Source organism: Mesorhizobium sp. LSJC285A00 (genome assembly GCF_000503155.1).
Classification (GTDB): Bacteria; Pseudomonadota; Alphaproteobacteria; order Rhizobiales; family Rhizobiaceae; genus Mesorhizobium.
In genome coordinates, this window is record NZ_AYVK01000021.1 from 68,082 (window position 1) to 89,942 (window position 21,861).

Genomic DNA, 21,861 nt, shown 5'->3' on the forward strand with positions numbered 1-21,861 from the left:
GCTGTCACTTCGCTTTCAACCCTCAATACGGGCTCGCTACATCCCCGGTCTCGACATACACCGCCTTCAGCTGCGAATAGAGCGCTAAAGCCGCCAGCGAGTTCTCGCGCCCAATGCCGGATTGCTTCACCCCGCCAAACGGAATTTCCACCGGCGTCAGATTGTAGGCGTTTATCCAGCAGGTGCCGGCCTGCAGTTCGGCGATCACCCTATGAGCGCGCTGCAGGTCGCGGGTGAAGACGCCGGCGGCGAGGCCGAATTCGGTGTCGTTGGCGCGGTCGATCACCTCGTCCTCGCCGTCGAACTTCAGCACGCTCATCACCGGCCCGAAAATCTCCTCGCGCGCAATGCGCATTGTGTCGGTGACACCGGTGAACACCGTCGGCTCGACAAAGAAGCCGCCATCGAACCCTTGCAGCGACGGCACGTTGCCACCGCAGGCGAGCGTTGCTCCATCCTGCCTGCCGGCCGCGATGTAGGAAACGACCTTCTCCTGCTGCGCCTTGTTGACCAGCGGCCCCATCTGCGTCTCAGGATCGAGCGGATCGCCGATGCGGATCTTTTTCGTCCGCTCGACAAGCCGGTCGACGAAGCGGTCATGGATGCCGCTTTGTACGAAAACACGCGTGCCGTTGGAGCAGATCTGCCCGGTCGAATAGAAATTGCCGAGCATGGCGCCGCCGATGGCGTTTTCGAGATCGGCATCGTCGAACACGATCAGCGGCGACTTGCCGCCGAGTTCCATCGTCGCATGCTTCATCTTCGAGCCGGCGAGCGACAGCACCTTGCGGCCGGTCGGCACCGAGCCGGTCACCGAAACCTTGGCAACGACATCATGGCCGACCAGGCCGGCGCCGACATCGCCATAGCCTTGCACGACGTTGAACAGCCCGTCGGGCAGGCCCGCCTCTGAGTAGATCTCGGCCAGCGCCAGCGCCGACAGCGGCGTGTTCTCCGAGGGCTTGAACACCATGGCGTTGCCCATGGCGAGCGCGGGGGCGGATTTCCAGCCGGCGATCTGGATCGGATAGTTCCAGGCGCCGATGCCGACGCACACACCGAGCGCCTCGCGGCGCGTATAGGCAAAAGGTCCACCAAGATCGATCGCATCGCCGTTGAAGGCGGCAACCGCGCCGCCGAAATATTCGAGGCAGTCGGCTGCCGATAGTGCATCCGCCACCAGCGTCTCCTGGATCGCTTTGCCGGTGTCGAGCGTCTCGATCCGCGCCAGATCGGCGTTGCGCGCGCGCAAAATGTCGGCGGCGCGGCGCAGGATGCGGCCACGCTCGACCGGCTTCATCCGCGCCCAGGCCGGTTGTGCGGCCCGCGCGGCTTCGATGGCGAGCTCCAGCACGTTCGGAGTCGCCGAATGCAAAGTGGCGATGACCTCACCGGTCGCCGGATAGATCACCGGCAGCGGCGCGCCGCCTTCGTCCTCGATGTAGCGGCCGTTGACATAGTGCGATGCCGTTGGCTGGGCGCGCATATGAATTCTCCAATGGTCTTCGCCGGACAATGCCCTATCGATCCGCCACCTGCCAGCGCGGATTGATCCAGGGTTCCTGGTTGGAGGGCGCCAGCGGCGTGCGGCCGAGAATGTGGTCGGAGGCCTTTTCGCCGGTCATGATCGAGGGCGCGTTGAGATTGCCATTGGTGACGCGCGGAAAGATCGAGGAGTCGGCGACGCGCAGGCCGTCGACGCCGATGACGCGGCACTCCGGATCGACGACGCTCGTGATGTCATCGGCCCGACCCATCTTGCAGGTGCCGCACGGGTGATAGGCGCTCTCGGCATGATCGCGGATGAAGGCGTCGAGATCCTCGTCCGACTGGACATGCGAACCTGGCGAGATTTCCTTGCCGCGGAAGCCGTCAAAAGCCTTCTGGCCGAAGATCTCGCGAGTCAGCCTGATGCAGTGGCGGAACTCGGTCCAGTCGTCTGGATGCGACATGTAATTGAAGCGGATGACCGGCGTCGCTTTCGGGTCGGGAGAGCGCAGCTTCACCGAGCCGCGCGACTTCGACCGCATCGGCCCGACATGGGCCTGGAAGCCATGGGCCTTCGCCGCCGCCTTGCCGTCATAGCGCACCGCAGCCGGGATGAAGTGATACTGGATGTCGGGGTAGTCGACGCCGGCCTGCGAGCGCACGAAGGCCGCGGCCTCGAAATGGTTGGTGGCGCCGAGGCCGGTCTTGAAGAACAGCCACTGCGCCCCGATCAGCGCCTTGGAGAATGGGTTGAGAACCGAATTCAGCGTGATCGGCTGGGTCGATTCCTGCTGGATGTAGAGCTCCATATGATCCTGCAGATTGCGGCCGACACCGGGCCGGTCGGCCACGACCTGGATGCCGTTCTCCTTGAGATGCGCGGCCGGGCCGATACCGGACAGCATCAGGATCTTGGGCGAATTGATCGATGATGCGGCAACGATCACCTCACGTCGTGCCTTAACGACCTGAATCTGTTTGTGAGCTTCGATCTCGACTCCGACGGCACGCTGATTCTCGATGATCACCCGGCGGGCGAAGCCTCTGATCACGCTGACATTTTGCCGCTTGAGCGCCGGCTTCAGATAGGCTGACGCCGCCGACCAGCGGCGGCCGCCGCGAATGGTTTGCTCCATCGGTCCGAAGCCTTCCTGCTTCGAGCCATTGTAGTCGTCGGTCAGTTCGAACCCGGCTTGGCGGCCGGCCTCGACAAAGGCGCCGTAGAGCGGATTCTTGCGCGGGCCACGCTGGACGTGCAGCGGGCCGCCATGGCCGCGCCAGCCGTCCTCGCCCCCGTCACTGTCCTCCATGCGCTTGAAATAGGGCAGCACGTCGGCGAAGCCCCAGCCGGCTGCCCCCTGTTCGGCCCAGTGGTCGAAGTCGCGTGCGTGGCCCCTGACATAGACCATGCCGTTGATCGAGGACGAGCCGCCGATCACCTTGCCGCGTGGCGTCGCCAGCACGCGGCCGCCGAGATGCGGCTCTGGTTCGCTGGCAAAGCCCCAGTCGTAAAGGCTCATATTGAGCGGGATCGACAGCGCCGACGGCATCTGGATCAGCGGCCCGATATCGGTACCGCCGAACTCGATGACGATCACCGAATGCTTGCCGTCTTCCGACAGTCGGTAGGCCATGGCCGAGCCGGCCGAGCCGGAGCCGATGATGACGAAGTCTGCTTCAAGCATGGTTCACATGCGCCCATCGTTCATATGCGAAATAAAATCGGCGAGCGAGACATTGCCGCCGGTAGCCATGACCAGGACCGTTTTACCCGTCACATCCACCTTGCCGCCGAGGAGCGCCGCCAGAGAGGCGGCGCCCGATGGCTCGAGCACCAGCTTCATCCGTTCGAAGGCGATCTTCATTGCCCGCCGCACGGAGGCATCATCGACGGTGATGCCGCGCACGCCGGCGGTCTTGACCGCCGCAAACGGCGCGTCGCCCGGCCGCCGCGACATCAGCCCGTCGCAAATCGATTTCGGCGCGATCGGCATGGTCTCGATGGCGCCATGCGCTAGCGATGCACCCATGCCGTTGAAGCCTTCCGGCTCGACGCCGATGATCTCGGTTGCCGGCGACAGATAGTGGAAGGCGAGCGACATGCCGCCGATCAGTCCGCCGCCGCCGACCGAGCAGAACAGAAGTTCGGCACTGGCGTCCTTTGCCTCGAATTGTTCGAGCGCTTCGAGCCCGGCGCCGGCCTGGCCGGCAACGATCTCCGGATCGTCGAATGGATGCAGCAACGCCAGCCCTTCGGTCTCGGCAATCTCGCGGGCCTTGGCGGCTGCGACCTCTTCACGGGCGCGCTCGCCATGATCGGTCAGCACGACGCGCGCGCCATAGCCTGCGGTCGCATCGCGCTTGGCGGCCGGCGCGTCGATCGGCATGACGATGGTGACGGGAATGCCGAGCGCCTGGCCGGCAGCCGCCAACCCTTGCGCGAAATTGCCGGAGGAGTAGGCGACGACGCCTTTTATGGCCTCATCCGGCGACAGCCGCTTCAACCGCCAATAGGCCCCGCGCACCTTGAACGATCCCGCCCATTGCAGCGATTCCGGTTTGATGAAGACGCGGGCCGCACCCGTCTCCTTGGCCAAGGCTGTCGATTCCAGCAAAGGCGTGATCTGCGTCGCCTTCGACGTCACGGCATAGGCCTGTCTGAGGTGCTCGAGGGAGGGGACAATTGTCATCATTCGCCTCGCGGAAAGCGTTTCTGTTCCTCGAGATTGTCGAGGTTCATGTGGTTGCGCATGTAGCGTTCCGACGCCTTCTGCAGCGGCTGGAACTCCCAGGGGTAATGCGTGCCGTTGCGCAGCGCGGGATAAACCACCCAGCGCCGCGCCTGGCTGACGCGCACCGCGGCATCGAATGCCGCCATGTCCCAGCGCGCTCGCACGGCTCCCGTGAAGGCCGCCACCAGATCGGCATGCGCCGGATCGGTGGCACGATTGGTGCGTTCTTGCGGATCGGCTTCGAGATCGAACAGAAGCGGCGGGTCGATCTCGCAATGGATGAATTTGTAGCGGCCGTCGCGGATCGCCACCAACGGCGCGTTGGAGCCCTCGGCGGCATATTCCATCAGCACCGGCGCGGTGCGCTGTCCGCCATCAAGCAACGGCAGCAGCGACTGGCCATCGGTCCACGGTGCGATCGCGGAGATGTCGATGCCGGCGAGATCGCACAGCGTCGGCGTCACGTCGAGGTTGGAGACCGGCGCCTCGATCAGCCCTGCAGGAATGCCTTTGCCGGCGATCATCAAAGGTACTCGCGCCGAGCCCTCGAAAAAATTCATCTTGAACCACAGGCCGCGCTCGCCAAGCATGTCGCCATGGTCGGAGCAGAACAGGATGATGGTGTCGTCCAGCATGCGCGTTCGCTCCAGCACTGACATCAACTCGCCGACCTTGTCGTCGAGATAGGAGATGTTGGCGTAGTAGCCGCGCCGCGAGCGGCGGATCTGCTCCGGCGTGATGTTGAAACTGTCGTAGTCGCTGGCCCGGTAAAGCCGTTGCGAATGCGGGTCCTGATGGGCATAGGGGATGAATCCCACCTCCGGCTCAAGCGCCGGACAGTCTTCATAGAGATCCCAATATTGCCGCCGTGCGACATAGGGGTCGTGCGGGTGGGTGAAGGAAACCGTCAGGCACCAGGGCCGGCTGGCCTCGTCCTCGGAGGTGCGGGCAAGATCGTAGAGTTTTTGCACCGCGTGGAAGGCGACCTCGTCGTCATACTCCATCTGGTTGGTGATCTCGGCAACGCCGGCGCCGGTGACCGAGCCCAGATTGTGATACCACCAGTCGATGCGCTCGCCGGGCTTGCGGTAATCCGGCGTCCAGCCGAAATCGGCGGGATAGATGTCGGTGGTCAGCCGCTCCTCGAAACCGTGCAACTGGTCCGGCCCGACGAAATGCATCTTGCCCGACAGGCAGGTGTAGTAGCCGGCGCTGCGCAGATGATGCGCATAGGTCGGGATCGAGGAAGCGAATTCGGCGGCGTTGTCATAGACCTGGGTGCGCGACGGCAATTGCCCGCTCATGAAAGCGGCGCGGCCCGGCGCGCAAAGCGGCGAGGCCGTGTAGTTGTTGCCGAAGCGCGCCGAGCGTGCGGCCAGCGCCTTGAGATGCGGCACATGCAGGAAGTCCGCCGGCCCGTCCGCAAACAGCGTGCCGTTGAGCTGATCGACCATGACGATCAGGATGTTGGGTCGCCTTGATATCACTGAGGCTGTCACTGTGTCTGTCGCCCGCCGAGTTTGATTTCGAGATAATCTTCGACCAGCGCGATCGCGGTTTGAGCATCCGGCACGCCGTCCTTCAGCGCGCGCCTGATGTACAGCCCGTCGATCATCGCCGCGACCGCTTCCGCCGCGCGGTCGGCTTCGTTGCGCGGCAGTATGCCGATCAGTCCGCTCATCAGGTTGGAATGCAGCCGCCGCGCATAGACCCTGAGCAGCCGGCGCAAGGCCGATGATTTCTGGGCCTCGACATAAAAGGCGAGCCAGGCCGCGATGGTTTCCGGCCGGAACTGGATGTCGGAGAAGTTGACGGCGACCACCGCCGAGACGCGTTCGCGCGGCGAGCCGGCGGATTGCAGGGCGCGCCGCATGTCGATGGTCAGCTCGGCCAGTATGTGCCGCATCGTTGCCAGCAGCAGTTCGTCCTTGGCGCCGAAATAGTGGTGGGCCAGGGCCGACGACACGCCCGCCCGTCCGGCGATCTCCGACATGGTCACATCAAGCGAGCCGCGCTCGCCGATCGCCGAGATCGTCGCGTCGATGAGCGCCTTGCGGCGCAACGGTTCCATTCCGACCTTCGGCATTGGGGAGATCCAGATCAAAACAGAGATTATTTTTTATTGACGGATCAATCAATAAAAAACTCGCGCTCGGATCAACCGATCATGTGCCCTGGCCCATCCTTTGGACTGGAAAACGGTTCACTGTTGAACAATATTAGAGGCTGATGCCGCGCTATGACATGTTAGGCTTGCGGCGAACGGAGGTTGCCATGACCGCATGCATCGTCGGCTGGGCGCATTCGCGCTTCGGCAAGCTTGAAGGCGAGACGCTCGAGGGCCTGATCACAAAGGTCGCGGTCGACGCGCTCGACCATGCCGGCATTGGCCCGGATGAGGTCGACGAGATCGTGCTCGGCCATTTCAACGCCGGCTTCTCCCCTCAGGATTTTACCGCCAGCCTGGTGCTGCAGGCCGATGACCGGCTGCGCTTCAAGCCGGCGACGCGGGTCGAGAACGCCTGCGCCACGGGTTCGGCAGCGGTCCGCCAAGGCATCCGCGCCATCGACGCCAATGCCGCCCGCATCGTGCTGGTGGTCGGTGCCGAGCAGATGACGACGACCCCCGGCCCCGAGATCGGCAAGAACCTGCTCAAGGCTTCCTATCTGCCGGAGGAGGGCGACACGCCGGCCGGTTTCGCTGGCGTCTTCGGCAAGATCGCGCAGGCCTATTTCCAGCGTTATGGCGACCAGTCGGACGCGCTGGCGATGATCGCCGCCAAGAACCACAAGAACGGCGTCGACAATCCGTACGCGCAGATGCGCAAGGATTTCGGTTACGAATTCTGCCGCCAGGAAAGCGAGAAGAACCCCTTCGTCGCCGGTCCGCTGAAGCGCACCGATTGCTCCCTGGTTTCCGATGGCGCCGCCGCTCTTGTGCTCACCGACACCTCGACGGCGCTGAAGATGCGCCGCGCCGTCGCCTTCCGCGCCAACGAGCATGTCCAGGATTTCCTGCCGATGTCGAAGCGCGACATCCTGTCTTTCGAAGGCTGCGCGCAGGCCTGGAACCAGGCTTTGAAGAAGGCCGGCGTGACGCTCGACGACCTCTCCTTCGTCGAGACGCATGACTGCTTCACCATTGCCGAACTCATCGAATATGAGGCGATGGGCCTGGCCAAGCCGGGCGAGGGCGCCAGGCTGGCGCTGGACGGCACGACGGCAAAAGACGGCAGGCTCCCGGTCAATCCTTCGGGCGGGCTGAAGGCCAAGGGCCATCCGATCGGCGCCACCGGTGTGTCGATGCATGTGCTGACCGCCATGCAGTTGACCGGCGAAGCAGACGGCATCCAGGTGCCGGACGCAAAGCTTGGCGGCATCTTCAACATGGGTGGCGCTGCCGTCGCCAACTACGTTTCCATCCTCGACCGGATCAGGTAGAAGCGGCCCGTATATTTCGGGGTGGTGATGACAAATCCGGTTCTGGTCGAAGTCTTGCGCGGCGCGATCGTCGAGAGCGCCCATCGCGGCGCTGTCGCGATCTTCGACGGTGACGGCAAGCCTGTCCTGGAGATCGGCGATACGGCGCGGCCGGTGTTTCCGCGCTCGGCGGTCAAGGCGATCCAGGCGCTGCCGCTGGTTGAAACGGGTGCTGCCGATGCGTACGGCTTGGGCGACCGCGAACTGGCGCTGGCCTGCGCTTCGCATTCGGGCGAACCCACGCATGTCGAACTGGCGCAGGCGATGCTGGCCAAGGCCGGGCTCGACAAGTCGGCGCTGGAATGCGGCGCGCATTGGCCGTCGAGCCACGACGCGACGATCGCACTGGCCCGCACAGGCGTCTCGCCGAACGCACTGCACAACAATTGCTCGGGCAAGCATTCCGGATTTCTCTGCACCTGCGTGCACTCAGGGATTGCCCACCAAGGCTACGTCAAGGCAGGCCATGGTTTGCAGGAGATGGTGCGCGACGCCATGCAGGCGGTGACCGGCGCTGCCCACGATGCGGATCACCGGGCAACCGATGGCTGCTCGATCCCCACCTATGCCGTGCCGCTGAAAAGTTTTGCCCTTGGCTTTGCCCGCATGGCGACGGGCAGGAGCTTTGGCCCTGAGCGCGCCAAGGCGGCCAAACGCCTGCTGTCTGCCTGTATGGCCGAGCCTTACCTGGTCGCCGGCACCGGCAAAGTGGATGTGGCGCTGATGCAGGCCGCGCCCGGCCGCATATTCGTCAAGACGGGCGCCGAGGGTGTCTATTGCGCTGCCGTTCCGGAGCTTGGCCTCGGCATCGCGCTAAAATGTGATGACGGCGCCGGCCGCGCCGCCGAGGTGATGATTGCCACTGTGCTGGCAAAACTTCTCAGCGCCGACGGCGCACTGGCGGCGAACCTTCTGGAGCGGGCCAATCCGCCGATCGAAAGCCGCATCGGCGCCAAGGTCGGCTCGCTGCGGCCGACGACGGCGCTCAGCTGACCCTGTTTCGCTCGACCGTCAGATGCGCATAGCCGCTTACGCTTGACCGCGCGAGGTCGCCGGTCGCCGGTTCGGCCCAGCGCTGGCCGATGATGGCGCCGTTCTTGGCGCCGTCGATGACGTTGTCGGAAATGATGGCGTTTCCAGCGCCTTCTACCACAGTGACGGCGATGCCGGTTCCGGCCTGACGGATGATGTTTCCCGTAGCCACAACATTGCGCATATAAGCGCCCCAGCCGATCTGCATGCCGTAGAGCGGCGCGTTCTCGATGACATTGCCCGAGACGGTGGTGTCGGCCTCGACGCTGATACCGACGCCGAAGCCCGGCGCGTCGGCGGGGTAGGGGCCGGTGGTCGAGAGGTTGCGCACGATGTTGTTTGAGCAGACACCCATACGGCCGCCGTCGTTGAAATTGACGATCGAGATGCCGTTAGCGGCACCATCGACGATGTTGTTGCCGATGATGGCGCCTTCGAAGGAGAATTCGGAATAGAGCGCGGTTTCGCCCGACCGCGAGCAGGTGTTGCCGGTCATCTGCAGATTGCTGGAACTGTTGGCGCGGATCGCCGAGAAGGCGCAGTCAGAGACGATGTTGCCGGTGACGGAGACATTGCCGGCACGGAATGCGTTGATGCCATTGCCGTTCTGCCCGGTGCCGCCGCTGCGCGCGCCGATCCGCTGCACGCGGTTGCCGCTGACGATCGTGCCGTCCTCGGCCTGCTGCCAGCGATGCACAAGAATGCCGCCATTGCCACAGTCAGATACGGTGTTGTCGGATATCGCCAGGCCAGCGGCCTCGACGGAGTAGATGCCGGCGTCCGCAGCCCCCGAAATCTCGGAGCGCTCGACGCGGCCCGACGCATGCTCCAGCGCCAGCCCATGCTTGCCGCTGCCGGTGATCGTGCAATTGTCGATGACGAGATGGGCGACGCGGCGCAGGTCGAGCAGGCCTTGCGCATCGTCGGCCAACCCGCCGTTGGCGCCGTCGAAGACCAATGCGGTGAACTCTATATGCTCGGCCTGTTCGGCCGTCAGCAAATGGCCATTGCCGCCATAGAGGATGCGCGAGGCGCCCGGCACGCCCGAAAGCCTGACGCGGGCGGGCAGGGTCAGGTTGGACACGACATAGGTGCCCGGCGGCAGGAACACCGGCGCATTGCGCTGGCTTGCCTCGGCTAGCATCCTGGCAAAGGCCTTGCTCTGGTCGTCCGGTGCGTCCGGCTCCACGCCGACCTCGGCGGCGTTGATCGAGCCAAGCGCTGCCGTCTTCGCCAAGGCGTTGTCCAGCGAAACGCCGAGCACCGCAAAGCCGACAGTCCCCTTGAGAAGCGTTCGTCTGTTCAACATCGGCACAGATCCCTGCGATGAAATGGTTCTTCGCAGGAATTGGGCCAGCCGCATAGGTCTCCGCTCGGCGATAGTCCGGCCAATGACCGGGTCCGGCAAGTGGCTTGTACAGTCGCCGAAGCGGGCCTAAGTTTATCCGATGAGCAGGGCTTTTACCCGCGAGGAAGACAGCGAAAACGCCATTGCCGGCATCGGCGAGCGGCCGATCAGCCAACACCGCAATCTGGTGACGGAGCGCGGCCTGGCGATGATCGAGGACAATCTGGCCGATCTGCGCGACATCTTGGCGAAAGCCGAGCGAAAAGCCGATCGCGAGCGCATTGCCGTCGTCTCGCGCGACCTGCGCTACTGGACAGCGCGCCGCGAAAGCGCCGAGCTTTCCGTGCCGGAACCGGGCAGCGACCAGGTGCGCTTCGGCATGGGTGTCACGCTGGAAAGCGATGACGGCAAGAAAGTGCACTGGAAGATCGTCGGCGAGGACGAGGCCGACCCCTCAAAGGGCAGCATCTCACACGTCTCGCCAATGGCCGTGGCGCTGTTCGGCAAGAAGGTCGGCGACGTCGCAAGCGTCAACGGCAAGGAATGGGAAATCGTCAAGCTGTCGGACGCCTGACGCCAGCTCACCCTATTTGCACAGCCAGCTTTCGCAACGCGGGCTCATACTTGTCCATGACATCGCGAGCAGCACGCATTTGCCGTTCGACGTCGTCACACGGCACCGGCCTTAGGATGATGCCGTCGTCGGTTTCGATGATCTGGAGTTCATCGCCCACCTGCAGGCCCAAGCTGTCGAGCGTTTCCCGCGGCAGGATTACAACGCCCGATCCGTCCTCAAGTCCGTGAATGATGGTGTTCATAGCTATACCATAGGTTGCGCCCGATATTGCAACGCAACTTTGATAAGCAGTGCAACTGTTTCAATCAGCCCGCCAGCAGCCGGTCCAGCAACCGATCCGCAGCCTCCGGGATAACCGTCCCTGGCGGGAAGATTTCCGCGGCACCCGCTTCCAGCACTGCGCCGTAATCCTGCGGCGGGATGACGCCGCCGGCGACGATCAGCATGTCGCTGCGGCCGAGCTTCTTCAGCGCGTCGCGTAGTTCGGGGATCAGCGTCAGGTGCCCCGCCGCCAGCGATGAGGCGCCGATGACATGGACGTCCTGCGCCACCGCCAGCCTGGCGATCTCGTCGGGTGTCTGGAACATCGCGCCGACCGTCACGTCGAAGCCGAGATCGGCGAAGGCCGTGGCGATCACCTTCTGGCCACGGTCGTGGCCGTCCTGTCCCATCTTTGCGACCAGGATGCGCGGCTTGCCGCCGGACTTCTTCTCGAAAGCTTCGAGCTTCTCCAGCAATCGGTCGACCGTCAGATTGTCGCCAAGCGCATTGCGATAAACGCCGGAGATCGTTTGCACCGAGGCGACGTGACGGCCAAAGACCTTTTCGAGCGCCAGCGAGATCTCGCCGACCGTGGCATTGGCGCGCGCGGCGCGGATGGCAAATTCCAGCAGGTTTTCGTTACCCTGCGCAGCGCGGGTCAGCGCATCGAGCGCGCTCTCGACCGCGCCGACATTGCGCGTGCCTTTCAGGTTCTGCAGCTTCGACAATTGCCGGGCCTTGACCTCGGCATTGTCGATCTTCAGCACGTCGACGTCGATTTCGTTCTCGGGGCGATGCGCGTTTACGCCAACCAGTATCTGCTCGCCGGAATCGATACGCGCCTGCGTGCGCGCCGCCGCTTCCTCGATGCGAAGTTTTGGAATGCCCTGTTCGGTTGCTGCCGCCATGCCGCCAAGCGCCTCGACCTCTTCGATATGGGCGAGCGCACGCGCCGCCAGATCGTGCGTCAGCCGTTCGATATAGGCCGAGCCGCCCCACGGATCGATGATGCAGGTGGTGCCGGATTCCTTCTGCAGGATCAACTGCGTGTTGCGGGCGATGCGCGCCGAGTGGTCGGTCGGCAGCGCCATCGCCTCGTCGAAGGAGTTGGTGTGCAGCGACTGGGTATGTCCCTGCGTCGCCGCCATCGCCTCGATCATGGTGCGGGTGATGTTGTTGTAGGGGTCCTGCGCCGTCAGCGACCAGCCGGAGGTCTGGCAATGGGTGCGCAGCGACAGCGAGCGTTCGTCGTTCGGTGCAAAATTCTTCTGCATCAGGGTCGCCCACAACAGGCGCGCCGCGCGGAGCTTGGCGATCTCCATGAAGAAGTTCATGCCGACCGCCCAGAAGAAGGAAAGCCGCGGGGCAAAACGGTCGATGTCGAGCCCGGCGGCGACGCCGGCGCGGGCATATTCGATGCCGTCGGCGATGGTGTAGGCGAGCTCCAGGTCCGCGGTCGCGCCGGCCTCCTGCATGTGATAGCCGGAGATCGAGATCGAATTGAACTTCGGCATGTGCTGGGAGGTATAGGAGAAGATGTCAGACACGATCCGCATCGAGGGCTTCGGCGGATAGATGTAGGTGTTGCGGACCATGAACTCCTTCAGAATGTCGTTCTGAATGGTGCCGGCGAGATCCTTCTGCGCAACTCCTTGTTCTTCGGCCGCAACGATATAGAGCGCCATGATCGGCAGCACCGCGCCGTTCATGGTCATCGACACCGTCATTTCGTCGAGCGGGATGCCGTCGAACAGCTGGCGCATGTCGAGGATGGAATCGATGGCCACGCCCGCCATGCCGACATCGCCTGATACGCGCGGATGGTCGCTGTCATAGCCGCGATGGGTGGGCAGATCGAAAGCGACCGAAAGGCCCTTTTGGCCGGCGGCGAGATTGCGCCGGTAGAAGGCGTTGGATTCCTCGGCCGTCGAGAAGCCGGCATATTGCCGGATCGTCCACGGCTGCTGGACATACATGGTCGGATAGGGACCGCGCACGAAGGGCGGCATTCCCGGATAGGTGTCGAGATGCGGCAGCCCCTTGAGATCGCCCTGGCTGTAGAGATGCTTGACGGCAATGCCTTCCGGCGTCAGCCGCTGGCCCTTGACCTCGACCGGCGCTCGCCGTGGCGCCGACCAGCCAATATGGCTGAAATCCGGGATCACTGTGCGGCTCCGATTGCCTGGTCGATGCGGACGGGAAACAGCGCCTCGCACACCGCCACGCCCTCTGTGAAAGGCGGCCGCCGCTCAGCCGCCAGCGTCTCGATCGGGGCATCGTTTTTCAGCGGGTAAAGCGTGGTGCCGATGATTGCCCGTTCACCCGACCGGTAGGCCTCGGCGCGGCGCTCGGATGCTGCCTTCACGCGCTTCTGGATATGCCCTTGCTGCAGGCTTGCCAGAACGCTGCCTTCCGCTTCGATCCGCTGGAACTCTTCCCACGCCGCTTCGCACAGGCCCAGGGTCAGCGCCTCGACTGCGCCCGACCCAAATGCTGGGTCGGCGACATGGTCGATATGGCTTTCATTGGCCATGATCAACTGCGCATTGCGGGCGATGCGGCGGGCAAAGCCGGCCGGCAGCCCGAGGGCGATGGTGTGTGGCAGGATGGAGATTGAGTCCGCGCCGCCTGCTGCCGCTGCAAAGCTTGCGATGGTGGTGCGCAGGATGTTGGTTTCGGCATCCGCCGCCGTCATCATGCGGAACGACGTCTCGGCATGGATGTTGGCTGTCGATGCCGGGATGGAACAGGTTTCCTGGATGCGCGCCCACAGCCTGCGCAACGCCCGGACCTTGGCCATCGACAGGAACTGGTCCTGGTCGACGCTCAGCGCAAAGCCGATATGGGGAGCGGCATAGACAAGCGGCTGGCGCGCATCCTCGAACATCCTGAGGTAGGAGACGGCGGAAGCGAGCATGGTGCCGAGTTCCTGCGCCTCCGTGGCGCCGGCATTGTGGAACACTCGCCCATCCGCCTCCAGCAGCACACCCGGCACGCCCAGCGAGAAGAAATGCGCCAGTGATTGCGGCATCGATGCCTGCAACGCCTCGATCGACATGCGCAGCCGGCCGGTTCCGGCAAAGATTGCCGCCGGGTCGATGCCGAAGGAGAGGTTCAGCTTTGCCGGGTCGGAGCGGCGCTTGCTCAGGAACGCCACCAGCCAGTCGGCAACGGCACGGCTCCAGGGATGGGCGTCGATGCGGATCTGCGTGCGGTTTAGCGGTACGCCGTCCAGCACCGTCTCCAGCGCCTGCGCCGTCCTCGGCAGGCCATAGCCGAACGCATTCGGAGCACCTTCGAAGACAAGCGACAATCCCGTCGCGCCTTGTGCCACATCGTCCAGGGCCTGCGCCTTGGCGCGGCCGATATCGGGATCGTCAATGCGCTGGCTGACAATCCAGGGAAATTTGGGGTTGGCGCGCACAAGCGGCTCGGCGCCGCCGGCGCGATCGTAGAGCGGTTCGATGCGAATCTGATCGTCGGTATGCGAGACTAGTTTTTCCTCGAAGGAGGCGCCGGCGAGCGCCTTTTCGGCCAAGGCCAGCCAACGCTGGCGCTCGACGTCAGCGGGTTCGACACTCCTGGTCAAGGCTCCGGCGCCCATCCATGCTCCTCGTTTTTATGCGGCCGCACCAGCGTCAGCCGTCCAGTCTACGGTTCCCTGCCAGATATCGCAATGCAATGCGCTTGCGCGGTTGGGATTCGCTTCCCTGACATAGGGCAGCCTGCGTGGACGAACCATGAACGATTGCCAAACAGCGGCAAAATCCGCAAGCTCCAAAAAACCGATTTGGAGGATTGGTTCAATTTAGACGATTGGCCCAATCTGGATGAATAGCCAACTGGATGGATAGCCCAATTGGAGAATAGCATTGTCGCTGCGCAATGGCCTGACTATACCCTGCGGCACGGCCACAGGCTTTTAACACATCAGTTTGCGGAGACATGGCCATATGGCTGACGACACCAGCATTTTCCTCGGCGCCAGCCGCAAGCCCGACGACAGCTATCAGCGCGCCGAACAGCTCTTGCTGCAATATGGCAACCGCCATGGCCTGATCACCGGCGCCACCGGCACCGGCAAGACGGTTAGCCTGCAGATCCTGGCCGAGGGGTTTTCCAATGCCGGCGTGCCTGTGTTCTGCGCCGATATCAAGGGCGACCTGTCCGGCATCGCCATGATGGGCAAGGCGCAGGATTTCCTGGTCAAGCGGGCCGAGCAGGTCAAGCTCGATCCCTATGATTTCCAGGAATTCCCGGTCATCTTCTGGGATCTGTTCGGCGAGCAGGGTCACCCGATCCGCGCCACCGTCTCGGAAATGGGGCCGCTGCTTCTGTCGCGGCTGATGAACCTCTCCGAAGCGCAGGAAGGCATCATGAACATCGCCTTCCGCATCGCCGATGAGGATGGCCTGCTGCTGCTCGACATGAAGGATCTGCAGGCGCTGCTGGCCAACATCGCCGAGCGCGCCGACGAGATCAGCTCGCGCTACGGCAATGTCACCAAGCCGTCGGTCGGCGCAATCCAGCGCACGCTTCTGGTGCTGGAACAGCAGGGCGCGGCGCATTTCTTCGGCGAACCGGCCTTGCGCATCGCCGACATCATGCGCACTACCCGCGACGGCCGTGGCGCCATCAGCGTGCTTGCCGCCGACAGACTGATGATGAACCCCAGGCTCTACGCCACCTTCCTGCTCTGGCTGATGTCGGAGCTGTTTGAGGAATTGCCCGAGGTTGGCGATCCCGACAGGCCGAAGCTGGTGTTCTTCTTCGACGAGGCGCATCTGCTTTTCGACGAAGCGCCGAAGGTGCTGATCGACCGCGTCGAGCAGGTGGTTCGCTTGATCCGCTCGAAAGGCGTCGGCGTCTATTTCGTCACGCAGAACCCCTTGGATATCCCTGAAAAGGTTCTCGCCCAGCTCGGTAATCGTGTCCAGCACGCGCTGCGCGCCTATACGCCGCGTGAGCAGCAGGCGGTCAAGACCGCCGCCGACACCTTCCGGCCCAATCCCGATTTCGACTGCGCCACCGCCATCACCCAGCTCGGCACCGGCGAGGCGCTGGTCTCGACGCTGGAAGCCAAGGGCGTGCCGTCCATGGTGCAGCGGACATTGATCCGGCCGCCGTCGTCCAGGCTTGGCCCGATCACGGCGGACGAGCGCCGCAAGCTGATCGACCAGAGCCCGGTCGCGGGCCAGTACGACCAGACCATCGACCGCGAATCGGCCTTCGAGATGCTGCAGAAGAAAGCCGTGGGCGCGCAGGAGGCGGAAGAACAGGCACAGCCGGCCGACAGCGGCCGCTCACGCTGGACCATCCCCGGCTTCGGCAATGACGATTCGCCGCCGCAGCAATCAGGCGGTCGCCGGCCCCCTGCGCCAAGGCCGTCCAACCGCCAGACGGTGGCCGAAGCCGCGATCAAGGCTGTCGTGCGTTCGGTCGGCTCGTCGGTCGGCCGCGCGATCGTGCGCGGGATTCTGGGCAGCCTGTCCAGGGGGCGGTGAAAAGTGTCGGCCAGCCCGCCTCGGACATGATCAGCGGCCAAAATATCGCCATCGACGGCGGTTGGTAAGGGATGGCCGGCCTCCCGGAACTGCGCGACGACCGCGCCCGTCTGGTCCTGGCGCCGCAAAAGGGCGCGGCGATCGCCCGCTTCGATGCACTGGTCGGCGGCGCAACGGTGCCGCTGCTCCGCCCCGACGATGGCACCGGCGCCTCCGGCTGCCAGCTTCTGGTTCCCTGGTCGAACCGCATCTCAGGCGGCGGTTTCGCCTTCGACGGCCGCTTCCATGCGATCGAGCCGAACGTGCCGGGGGAGGCCTTTCCAATCCATGGCGACGGCTTCCAGAGGGAGTGGCGGATTGCCAGCCACAGCGCCACCGAGGCGGAACTGGTCCTCGACGCCGGTGAAATCGGCCCCTACCGATATACGGCGCGGGTCGCCTATGCGCTGCATGACGGAGCCTTGGACGCCACGCTCACCGTGGAGAATCGCACCGGCATTCGCCTGCCTTACGGGCTCGGCTTTCATCCCTGGTTCCCGCGCAGCGCCGGAACGACGCTCAAGGCGAAGGCGGCGCGGGTCTGGCTGGAGGACAAGCATCATCTGCCGGTCGGCGTGGCGCCGGTGGCCGATTACCCCGCGTGGAATTTCTCGAACGCCTCCCTGTTGCCGCGAAGCTGGGTCAACAACGCCTTCGACGGCTGGGACCGCCGCGCCAGGATCACCCGGCCCGAGGACAGGATCGCCATCTCGCTCACCGCCTCGCCATTGCTCGACGTCTTCATCCTCTATTCGCCGTCGCAGGATGCCGATTTCTTCTGCTTCGAGCCGGTGTCGCATACCGTCGATGCGCATCACGGCAAAGGGCTGACCCCGCTTGAGCACGGCGCTACGCTGAGTGCAAGCATGCGCCTCGATTGGCGTTCCGCTGCTTCGCTCTGATGCGTCATGTGCACACCCACTCGCGGATCTTGCATTTTTGTCCGTTCCGCTCGCACGCCTGCAGTGTCAGGTCTTCGGCATCCCGGCGTGTTTGCGCCGTCTCGGCGCCCCAACTGGTCAGCCGACCTTCCGGCTTCTCGCCTACGGCGAGGGCGCCGCAATGCTTGTAGGGAAAGCCGGTATTGTCGTCATCATGCCAATGGCGATGATTGCGGAATACGCTGACCACGGCGCAGCTGCCGCCGCCGGCGTTCTGGCAATGCTTCAGCGCGATGTCCATCGCCTCCTGCCGCTTGTCGGCGCCCCAAAAGAAGCCGTGCTTCTCGTCGGGGCTCGAATAGGCGATCGCCGCCCAGATGCCTCTCTCCTCCTGGGCCGGCGGCTCGGGCACGTCCGCCGCCGGGGCGAGGTCCGCCGCGCCCAGCCGCCCGGCGCAAAGCAACAGCATGCCGACCGCCGCAATAGCGGAATTAACCCTCATTGTACGCCTCCTTGTTTTCCTGCTGCCGAGGCCACGGAAATGACGACGCAGCTGTTGCCGGTTGGCAGCAGCATCGCGTTGCCCCCTCCATTGGCCAGTTCGTAGACGCTGATTTGTCCAAGATTGTTGGCAAGCTTGCTGTCTTTCGGAAGCAGGGCCGGAACATCGGCGCAATTGGCCGCGAATGGCGCCACCCTGACCATCGTACCTTCGCAAACGGTTGCGGTGGGTGCCGCGAACACCAGGCCTGCCGCCGGGCCGCTGTAGCCCTGTGTGGCGTAGTTCATGCCGACCAGGGCTTCCATGAGGTGTTTGTCGGGGGCCTCGTTGTTCCAGATCGACTGGACGCTGTACGTCGTGCCGGTTGTCAGCATCTGCCCAAGGGCTGGGAAAATGTTGGAACAAGACTGCAAGCCTGCCTCTTTGGCGTGTTGCAGAAATGGCGTCTCGGCCAGGGCCGGATTGGGCTGGTTGGTCTCCGCGACCGCCGGCTGCGGCAATAAATTGTGGAGCAGGTCGTAGCGCATGGCCGCGAAGCCGGCCGTGGCGACGACGGCAATGGCGAGCAACGAGAAGACAGCGGTCCTCGCGCGGTTTCGTTGCGGTCTGCTCCGGTCTTCGATGCCGACCCGGACAGCATCCTTTCCCTGGTTGCGGGCCATTATCCGGTCATGGATCGATTGCTGGTTCATCGCGATTGCCTCGTCAATTGATCGCCGCAACGGCCGCGGCCAAGCCCTTGAGGGTCGCGGTTACGTTGATCGTTCTGCCATCCGTGGTCGGAAAGGAGATGACGGATGCCGCGGCCTTCGAAATCTGTTCGCGCATGATCGGACCAACCGGCAGCATGCCGACGCAGACGGCCTGATTGCATCCGTCGAGTTGAATTTTTATCGGCTCCTTGCGCCCCTCGAACGTCAGCGAGACAGGAGCGTCGCTCTTGGCGATCGGCGGGGCGCGCAAGATCATGTAGGGGTTGCCTTCCTTGGTGGCGGCAAGCGACCAGCTGAACGCAACCTGTCCTGCCTGGTCCTCGATGATCTGGGTGACATTGCAGACCTTTTGGCGCGCCTTCAGGTTCTCGTCGCAGATCAGCGTCCAGTTCTCGAACGGACGGGTGGTCCGTTGATACTCGCCAAGCTTCGCATCCGCAGGGATCGCTACGTCGGAAGGTTTTACCCTGTAGCCGGAAGGGATCGCTTCCTGCCCGGCCGCTAACGGGCCGGACAGGAGCATTGACGTCATGGATATCGCGACAGCAAGGACTGCCTGCCTGATCATGGCCGGGCTCTAGTTCAGCGTAAGACTGACGCCCGCGCCGACACCCCAGTGTCCGCCTGCCGTCGTACCGGACAGGTTCGCTCGAACACGTCCTTCCTCGCTGGTGTAGCCGGCGCCGAAGGCCAGGGCGCCTTCACCGCGCCAATAGCCTCCGCCGGCGGCCACGCTCAGCTTGCCGGGACGATCGTCGTAGCGCAGCGAGCCGGCCGCCAAGCCGATTGCCGCAGCCTGGCGCGCCTCGCCCCTGACCTCTCCCATGTCCATGTTGAGCTGGCTGAGTTTGGAGTCCGCATACGCATTGGCTTGCTGCAGCGTGGTGGCCGCCACCTGGTTGGTGTAGTTCTTCGAATTGTCCAGGTTGAGTGCTAACCCGCTGTTGAACTGCTGAACATTGACGGCATCGGTGTTTGCAACGCCCGCCCCGACATTGTGGATGACGACCGGCGTGTTCGGGTCGCCGCCGGCAAGGGTAATCGAGTTGGACTTGTTGCCGTTCCCGTCCTTGTCGTACTGGACGGCGAACTGGTTGAGGTCGCCGACGCTACCCTGCATGGCTTCGACCGCCTGGTTGGTGGCGAAGAGCTGGCTGCCGTTGATGGCGTCGGTGGAGGTGCCGCTGATCCGGCCCGCCGCGACATTGGTGACGGTGCGCTCGTTGCCGACGGTGCCGACGCTGACCGTGCTCGTCGGAGCTGCTCCGGCGAAAGTATAGGCAACGCCGTTGATCGTGGTGCCGGTGGTGGCGACCGCCGCCGCCGTCGTCGAGCCCGCGCCGAGCGCGACGCTGCCCGGCTCGTTGGCCTTTGCGCCGGCGCCGAGCGCCACCGCCTGCGCTCCGTTGGTGGTCGCGTTGGTGCCGAGGGCGATACTGTCGGCCTGGTTGACGGTCGAGTTCTGGCCGATCGCAATGCCTCCCGGCGCCGTCTGCTGCACGATGGCGCCATTGCCGATGCCGATGCCATTGTCGCCATTGACGGTGGTGCGCGGACCGACCGCAACCGAATCGACGCCGACCGCAAGCGAATCCGCGGCCGTCGAATTGGCGTGGAAGTACAGGCTCCCCGTCACCGCGAACGAGCTCAGCGCGCCCTTCAACTGGCGAAGCGTGACCGCGTCCTGGTCCTGCGTGCCGTCGGCCACGTTGATGATCTGGCGATAGGAGGTGGAGGTGCCGACCGAGACGGCGCCGAGCAGGCTCATGTCCGCGGTGTTGTAGGGAATGAGGCCGGTGCCCGAGAGGATCGATCCCGATACGGGTGCGACCGCCCGATCCGAAACCGAGCCGGCGCCGAGCGCCACGCCGCCGATGACGCTGGCCTGGGTGTCGCGGCCGAGCGCCAGCGCATTGTCGGCGCTCGCGGTCGCCTGGTAGCCCAGGGCGGAAGAGCCGATCCCTTGCGCGAAGGAGTCCGCGACGGCAAGCGTCCTGTCGTTGGTGCGCACATAGCGGATGCCGTCGCCATTGGCGTCGGTGTAGGCCAGCGAGGTGTCGCCGGTAATATTGCTGATCGAATTGCCGAGATTGGTGATGTCAGCAGTATTGGCAGCGATATCGGTGGTGTTCTGCGTCACCTGCTGGTTGGTCGCAAACAGCTGCGAGCCGTTGACCGCATCGGTCGAGGAGTTGCTCAACTGCCCGGCCGCGACGTTCTGGATCTGGCGTTCGGCGCCCACCGAGCCGACCGAGAATGCACCCGCGGGCGTCGCGCCGGCGAAGGTGTAGGCAACGCCGCCGATCGTGGTGCCGCCGACCGCCGTGGTCGCGGTCGACACCGCATTCGCGCCGATCGCCACGTCGCCGGCATTGTTGGCCACAGCATTCGGGCCGATGGCAACGGAATCCGTCCCCAGCGCCTGCGAATCCGCCAGCGTCGAATTGGCGTGGAAATACTTGATGCCGCCGCCCGTGCTGATGCTGTTGATCGTGTTGCCGAGATTGGTGATGTCGGCGGTGTTGGCGGCGATGTCGGTCGTATTCTGCGTCACCTGCTGGTTGGTGGCGAAGAGCTGCGAGCCGTTGATCGCGTCGGTCGACGAATTGCTGAGCCGGCCCGCCGCGACATTGGTGATGGTGCGTTCCGCGCCGACCGCGCCGACGCTGACGGTGCTTGCCGGCGTCGTGCCGGCGAAGTTGTAGGCGACGCCGCCNGTGCCGGGGAAGTTGTAGGGGACGCCGCCGATCGTCGTGCCGGCGGTGCCGACCGCCGCGGCGGTTACCGAGCCCGAGCCGAGCGCCACGTCGCCGGCGTTGCTGGCGTTCGCGAGGGCGCCCAGCGCGATTGCATTCTGGGCGCCGGCATTCGCTCCTACGCCGAGAGCGGTCGCTTGAAAGGCGGTTGCAAACGCGTTCTGGCCGATCGCGGTGCTGGACGTGGCTGTGGCATTGGCGTTGGCACCGACGGCGGTGCTGTATTGGCCCGAGGCCTTGGAGATGTATCCCATCGCCGTTGCGTCAAGCGCCGATGCGACGGCGCCGCTGCCGAAGGCCGAGGCGTTGGCGTCGGAGGCGCTCGAATTGGTGCCGGCCGCGATGGCGTTTGTCCCCGTCGCGGTCGCGACTGGTCCGATAGCAACGGAGTCCGTGCCCGTTGCGGACGAGTCCGCCGCCGTCGAATTGGCGTGGAAATACTTGATGCCGCCACCGGTGCTGATGCTGTTGATCGTGTTGCCGAGATTGGTGATGTCGGCGGTGTTGGCGGCGATGGCCGTCGTGTTCTGCGTCACCTGCTGGTTGGT

General features: G+C 64.3%; 18 protein-coding genes. 5 read left to right on the plus strand and 13 right to left on the minus strand.

What is annotated here, in order from left to right; translation table 11 throughout:
- Positions 1-22: 22 nt before the first annotated feature.
- The 5 genes from betB to betI are packed head-to-tail and all read right to left on the minus strand — an operon-like array spanning position 23 to position 6,306.
- Positions 23-1,486 (minus strand): betaine-aldehyde dehydrogenase, encoded by a 1,464-nt coding sequence (betB, locus tag X726_RS151200; RefSeq protein WP_023670741.1) that lies wholly within the window; start codon positions 1,484-1,486, stop codon positions 23-25.
- A gap of 34 nt (positions 1,487-1,520) precedes the next feature.
- Complete coding sequence (betA, locus tag X726_RS151195) at positions 1,521-3,173, minus strand: choline dehydrogenase (RefSeq protein ID WP_023670742.1); 1,653 nt, start codon at positions 3,171-3,173, stop codon at positions 1,521-1,523.
- A 3-nt stretch (positions 3,174-3,176) separates the two neighbouring features.
- Entirely contained in the window at positions 3,177-4,181 is a 1,005-nt protein-coding gene (locus X726_RS151190) for a threonine/serine dehydratase (RefSeq protein WP_023670743.1), read from the minus strand.
- Positions 4,178-5,707, minus strand: a complete 1,530-nt coding sequence (betC, locus tag X726_RS151185; RefSeq protein ID WP_023670744.1) for a choline-sulfatase — start codon at positions 5,705-5,707, stop codon at positions 4,178-4,180. The genes X726_RS151190 and betC overlap by 4 nt, the downstream gene beginning before the upstream one ends.
- Positions 5,708-5,715: 8 nt before the next feature.
- Complete coding sequence (gene betI / locus X726_RS151180) at positions 5,716-6,306, minus strand: transcriptional regulator BetI (protein WP_023670745.1); 591 nt, start codon at positions 6,304-6,306, stop codon at positions 5,716-5,718.
- A gap of 188 nt (positions 6,307-6,494) precedes the next feature.
- On the opposite strand from betI, the gene X726_RS151175 reads away from it, so the two are divergent.
- Both X726_RS151175 and X726_RS151170 read left to right on the plus strand, forming a co-directional pair.
- Positions 6,495-7,661, plus strand: coding sequence for an acetyl-CoA acetyltransferase (locus X726_RS151175; RefSeq protein WP_023670746.1), 1,167 nt, complete (start codon positions 6,495-6,497; stop codon positions 7,659-7,661).
- A gap of 27 nt (positions 7,662-7,688) precedes the next feature.
- A complete protein-coding gene (locus X726_RS151170; protein WP_023670747.1) occupies positions 7,689-8,693 on the plus strand; it encodes an asparaginase in 1,005 nt (334 codons plus the stop codon).
- On the opposite strand, the gene X726_RS151165 is transcribed toward X726_RS151170, so the two are convergent.
- Positions 8,686-10,041, minus strand: a complete 1,356-nt coding sequence (locus tag X726_RS151165; protein WP_023670748.1) for a TIGR03808 family TAT-translocated repetitive protein — start codon at positions 10,039-10,041, stop codon at positions 8,686-8,688. The two genes, X726_RS151170 and X726_RS151165, sit on opposite strands and share 8 nt — an antisense overlap.
- Positions 10,042-10,180: 139 nt before the next feature.
- Here X726_RS151165 and greA point away from each other — a divergent pair, with 139 nt between their 5' ends.
- The gene (gene greA, locus X726_RS151160) at positions 10,181-10,654 is read left to right on the plus strand and encodes a transcription elongation factor GreA (protein WP_023670749.1); all 474 of its coding nucleotides are present in this window, start codon (positions 10,181-10,183) and stop codon (positions 10,652-10,654) included.
- Positions 10,655-10,661: 7 nt separating this feature from the next.
- Here the strand turns inward: greA and X726_RS151155 are convergent, their stop codons facing one another.
- From X726_RS151155 to X726_RS151145, 3 genes are all read right to left on the minus strand, one after another.
- Positions 10,662-10,898, minus strand: coding sequence for an AbrB/MazE/SpoVT family DNA-binding domain-containing protein (locus tag X726_RS151155; protein ID WP_023670750.1), 237 nt, complete (start codon positions 10,896-10,898; stop codon positions 10,662-10,664).
- A gap of 64 nt (positions 10,899-10,962) precedes the next feature.
- Positions 10,963-13,083 (minus strand): methylmalonyl-CoA mutase, encoded by a 2,121-nt coding sequence (scpA, locus tag X726_RS151150; protein ID WP_023670751.1) that lies wholly within the window; start codon positions 13,081-13,083, stop codon positions 10,963-10,965.
- On the minus strand, positions 13,080-14,522 hold the full coding sequence (locus tag X726_RS151145; protein ID WP_023670752.1) for a methylmalonyl-CoA mutase subunit beta: 1,443 nt from the start codon (positions 14,520-14,522) through the stop codon (positions 13,080-13,082). The genes scpA and X726_RS151145 overlap by 4 nt, the downstream gene beginning before the upstream one ends.
- A gap of 349 nt (positions 14,523-14,871) precedes the next feature.
- Here X726_RS151145 and X726_RS151140 point away from each other — a divergent pair, with 349 nt between their 5' ends.
- Both X726_RS151140 and X726_RS151135 read left to right on the plus strand, forming a co-directional pair.
- Complete coding sequence (locus X726_RS151140; protein WP_023670753.1) at positions 14,872-16,422, plus strand: helicase HerA-like C-terminal domain-containing protein; 1,551 nt, start codon at positions 14,872-14,874, stop codon at positions 16,420-16,422.
- A gap of 71 nt (positions 16,423-16,493) precedes the next feature.
- The gene (locus X726_RS151135; RefSeq protein ID WP_023670754.1) at positions 16,494-17,363 is read left to right on the plus strand and encodes an aldose 1-epimerase; all 870 of its coding nucleotides are present in this window, start codon (positions 16,494-16,496) and stop codon (positions 17,361-17,363) included.
- 4 nt (positions 17,364-17,367) lie between these two features.
- On the opposite strand, the gene X726_RS151130 is transcribed toward X726_RS151135, so the two are convergent.
- The 4 genes from X726_RS151130 to X726_RS151115 all read right to left on the minus strand — a co-directional run.
- Entirely contained in the window at positions 17,368-17,844 is a 477-nt protein-coding gene (locus tag X726_RS151130; RefSeq protein WP_023670755.1) for a DUF4189 domain-containing protein, read from the minus strand.
- Positions 17,841-18,536 carry a hypothetical protein gene (locus X726_RS151125; RefSeq protein ID WP_023670756.1) on the minus strand — a complete coding sequence of 232 codons (696 nt, stop codon included), beginning with the start codon at positions 18,534-18,536 and terminating at the stop codon, positions 17,841-17,843. Before X726_RS151125 ends, X726_RS151130 begins: the two co-directional genes overlap by 4 nt.
- Before the next feature lie 13 nt (positions 18,537-18,549).
- Positions 18,550-19,125 carry an invasion associated locus B family protein gene (locus X726_RS151120; protein ID WP_023670757.1) on the minus strand — a complete coding sequence of 192 codons (576 nt, stop codon included), beginning with the start codon at positions 19,123-19,125 and terminating at the stop codon, positions 18,550-18,552.
- 9 nt (positions 19,126-19,134) lie between these two features.
- The coding region (locus tag X726_RS151115; protein WP_023670758.1) for a YadA-like family protein at positions 19,135-21,861 on the minus strand (2,727 nt) is incomplete at its 5' end.

Excerpts from the sequence above, each read along its gene's own strand:
- betB (WP_023670741.1), bottom strand. The coding sequence starts at position 1,486 with ATGCGCGCCCAGCCAACGGCATCGCACTATGTCAACGGCCGCTACATC.
- betA (WP_023670742.1), bottom strand. The coding sequence starts at position 3,173 with ATGCTTGAAGCAGACTTCGTCATCATCGGCTCCGGCTCGGCCGGCTCG.
- X726_RS151190 (WP_023670743.1), bottom strand. The coding sequence starts at position 4,181 with ATGATGACAATTGTCCCCTCCCTCGAGCACCTCAGACAGGCCTATGCC.
- betI (WP_023670745.1), bottom strand. The coding sequence starts at position 6,306 with ATGCCGAAGGTCGGAATGGAACCGTTGCGCCGCAAGGCGCTCATCGAC.
- X726_RS151175 (WP_023670746.1), top strand. The coding sequence starts at position 6,495 with ATGACCGCATGCATCGTCGGCTGGGCGCATTCGCGCTTCGGCAAGCTT.
- X726_RS151170 (WP_023670747.1), top strand. The coding sequence starts at position 7,689 with ATGACAAATCCGGTTCTGGTCGAAGTCTTGCGCGGCGCGATCGTCGAG.
- X726_RS151165 (WP_023670748.1), bottom strand. The coding sequence starts at position 10,041 with ATGTTGAACAGACGAACGCTTCTCAAGGGGACTGTCGGCTTTGCGGTG.
- greA (WP_023670749.1), top strand. The coding sequence starts at position 10,181 with ATGAGCAGGGCTTTTACCCGCGAGGAAGACAGCGAAAACGCCATTGCC.
- X726_RS151155 (WP_023670750.1), bottom strand. The coding sequence starts at position 10,898 with ATGAACACCATCATTCACGGACTTGAGGACGGATCGGGCGTTGTAATC.
- X726_RS151145 (WP_023670752.1), bottom strand. The coding sequence starts at position 14,522 with ATGGGCGCCGGAGCCTTGACCAGGAGTGTCGAACCCGCTGACGTCGAG.
- X726_RS151140 (WP_023670753.1), top strand. The coding sequence starts at position 14,872 with ATGGCTGACGACACCAGCATTTTCCTCGGCGCCAGCCGCAAGCCCGAC.
- X726_RS151135 (WP_023670754.1), top strand. The coding sequence starts at position 16,494 with ATGGCCGGCCTCCCGGAACTGCGCGACGACCGCGCCCGTCTGGTCCTG.
- X726_RS151130 (WP_023670755.1), bottom strand. The coding sequence starts at position 17,844 with ATGAGGGTTAATTCCGCTATTGCGGCGGTCGGCATGCTGTTGCTTTGC.
- X726_RS151125 (WP_023670756.1), bottom strand. The coding sequence starts at position 18,536 with ATGAACCAGCAATCGATCCATGACCGGATAATGGCCCGCAACCAGGGA.
- X726_RS151120 (WP_023670757.1), bottom strand. The coding sequence starts at position 19,125 with ATGATCAGGCAGGCAGTCCTTGCTGTCGCGATATCCATGACGTCAATG.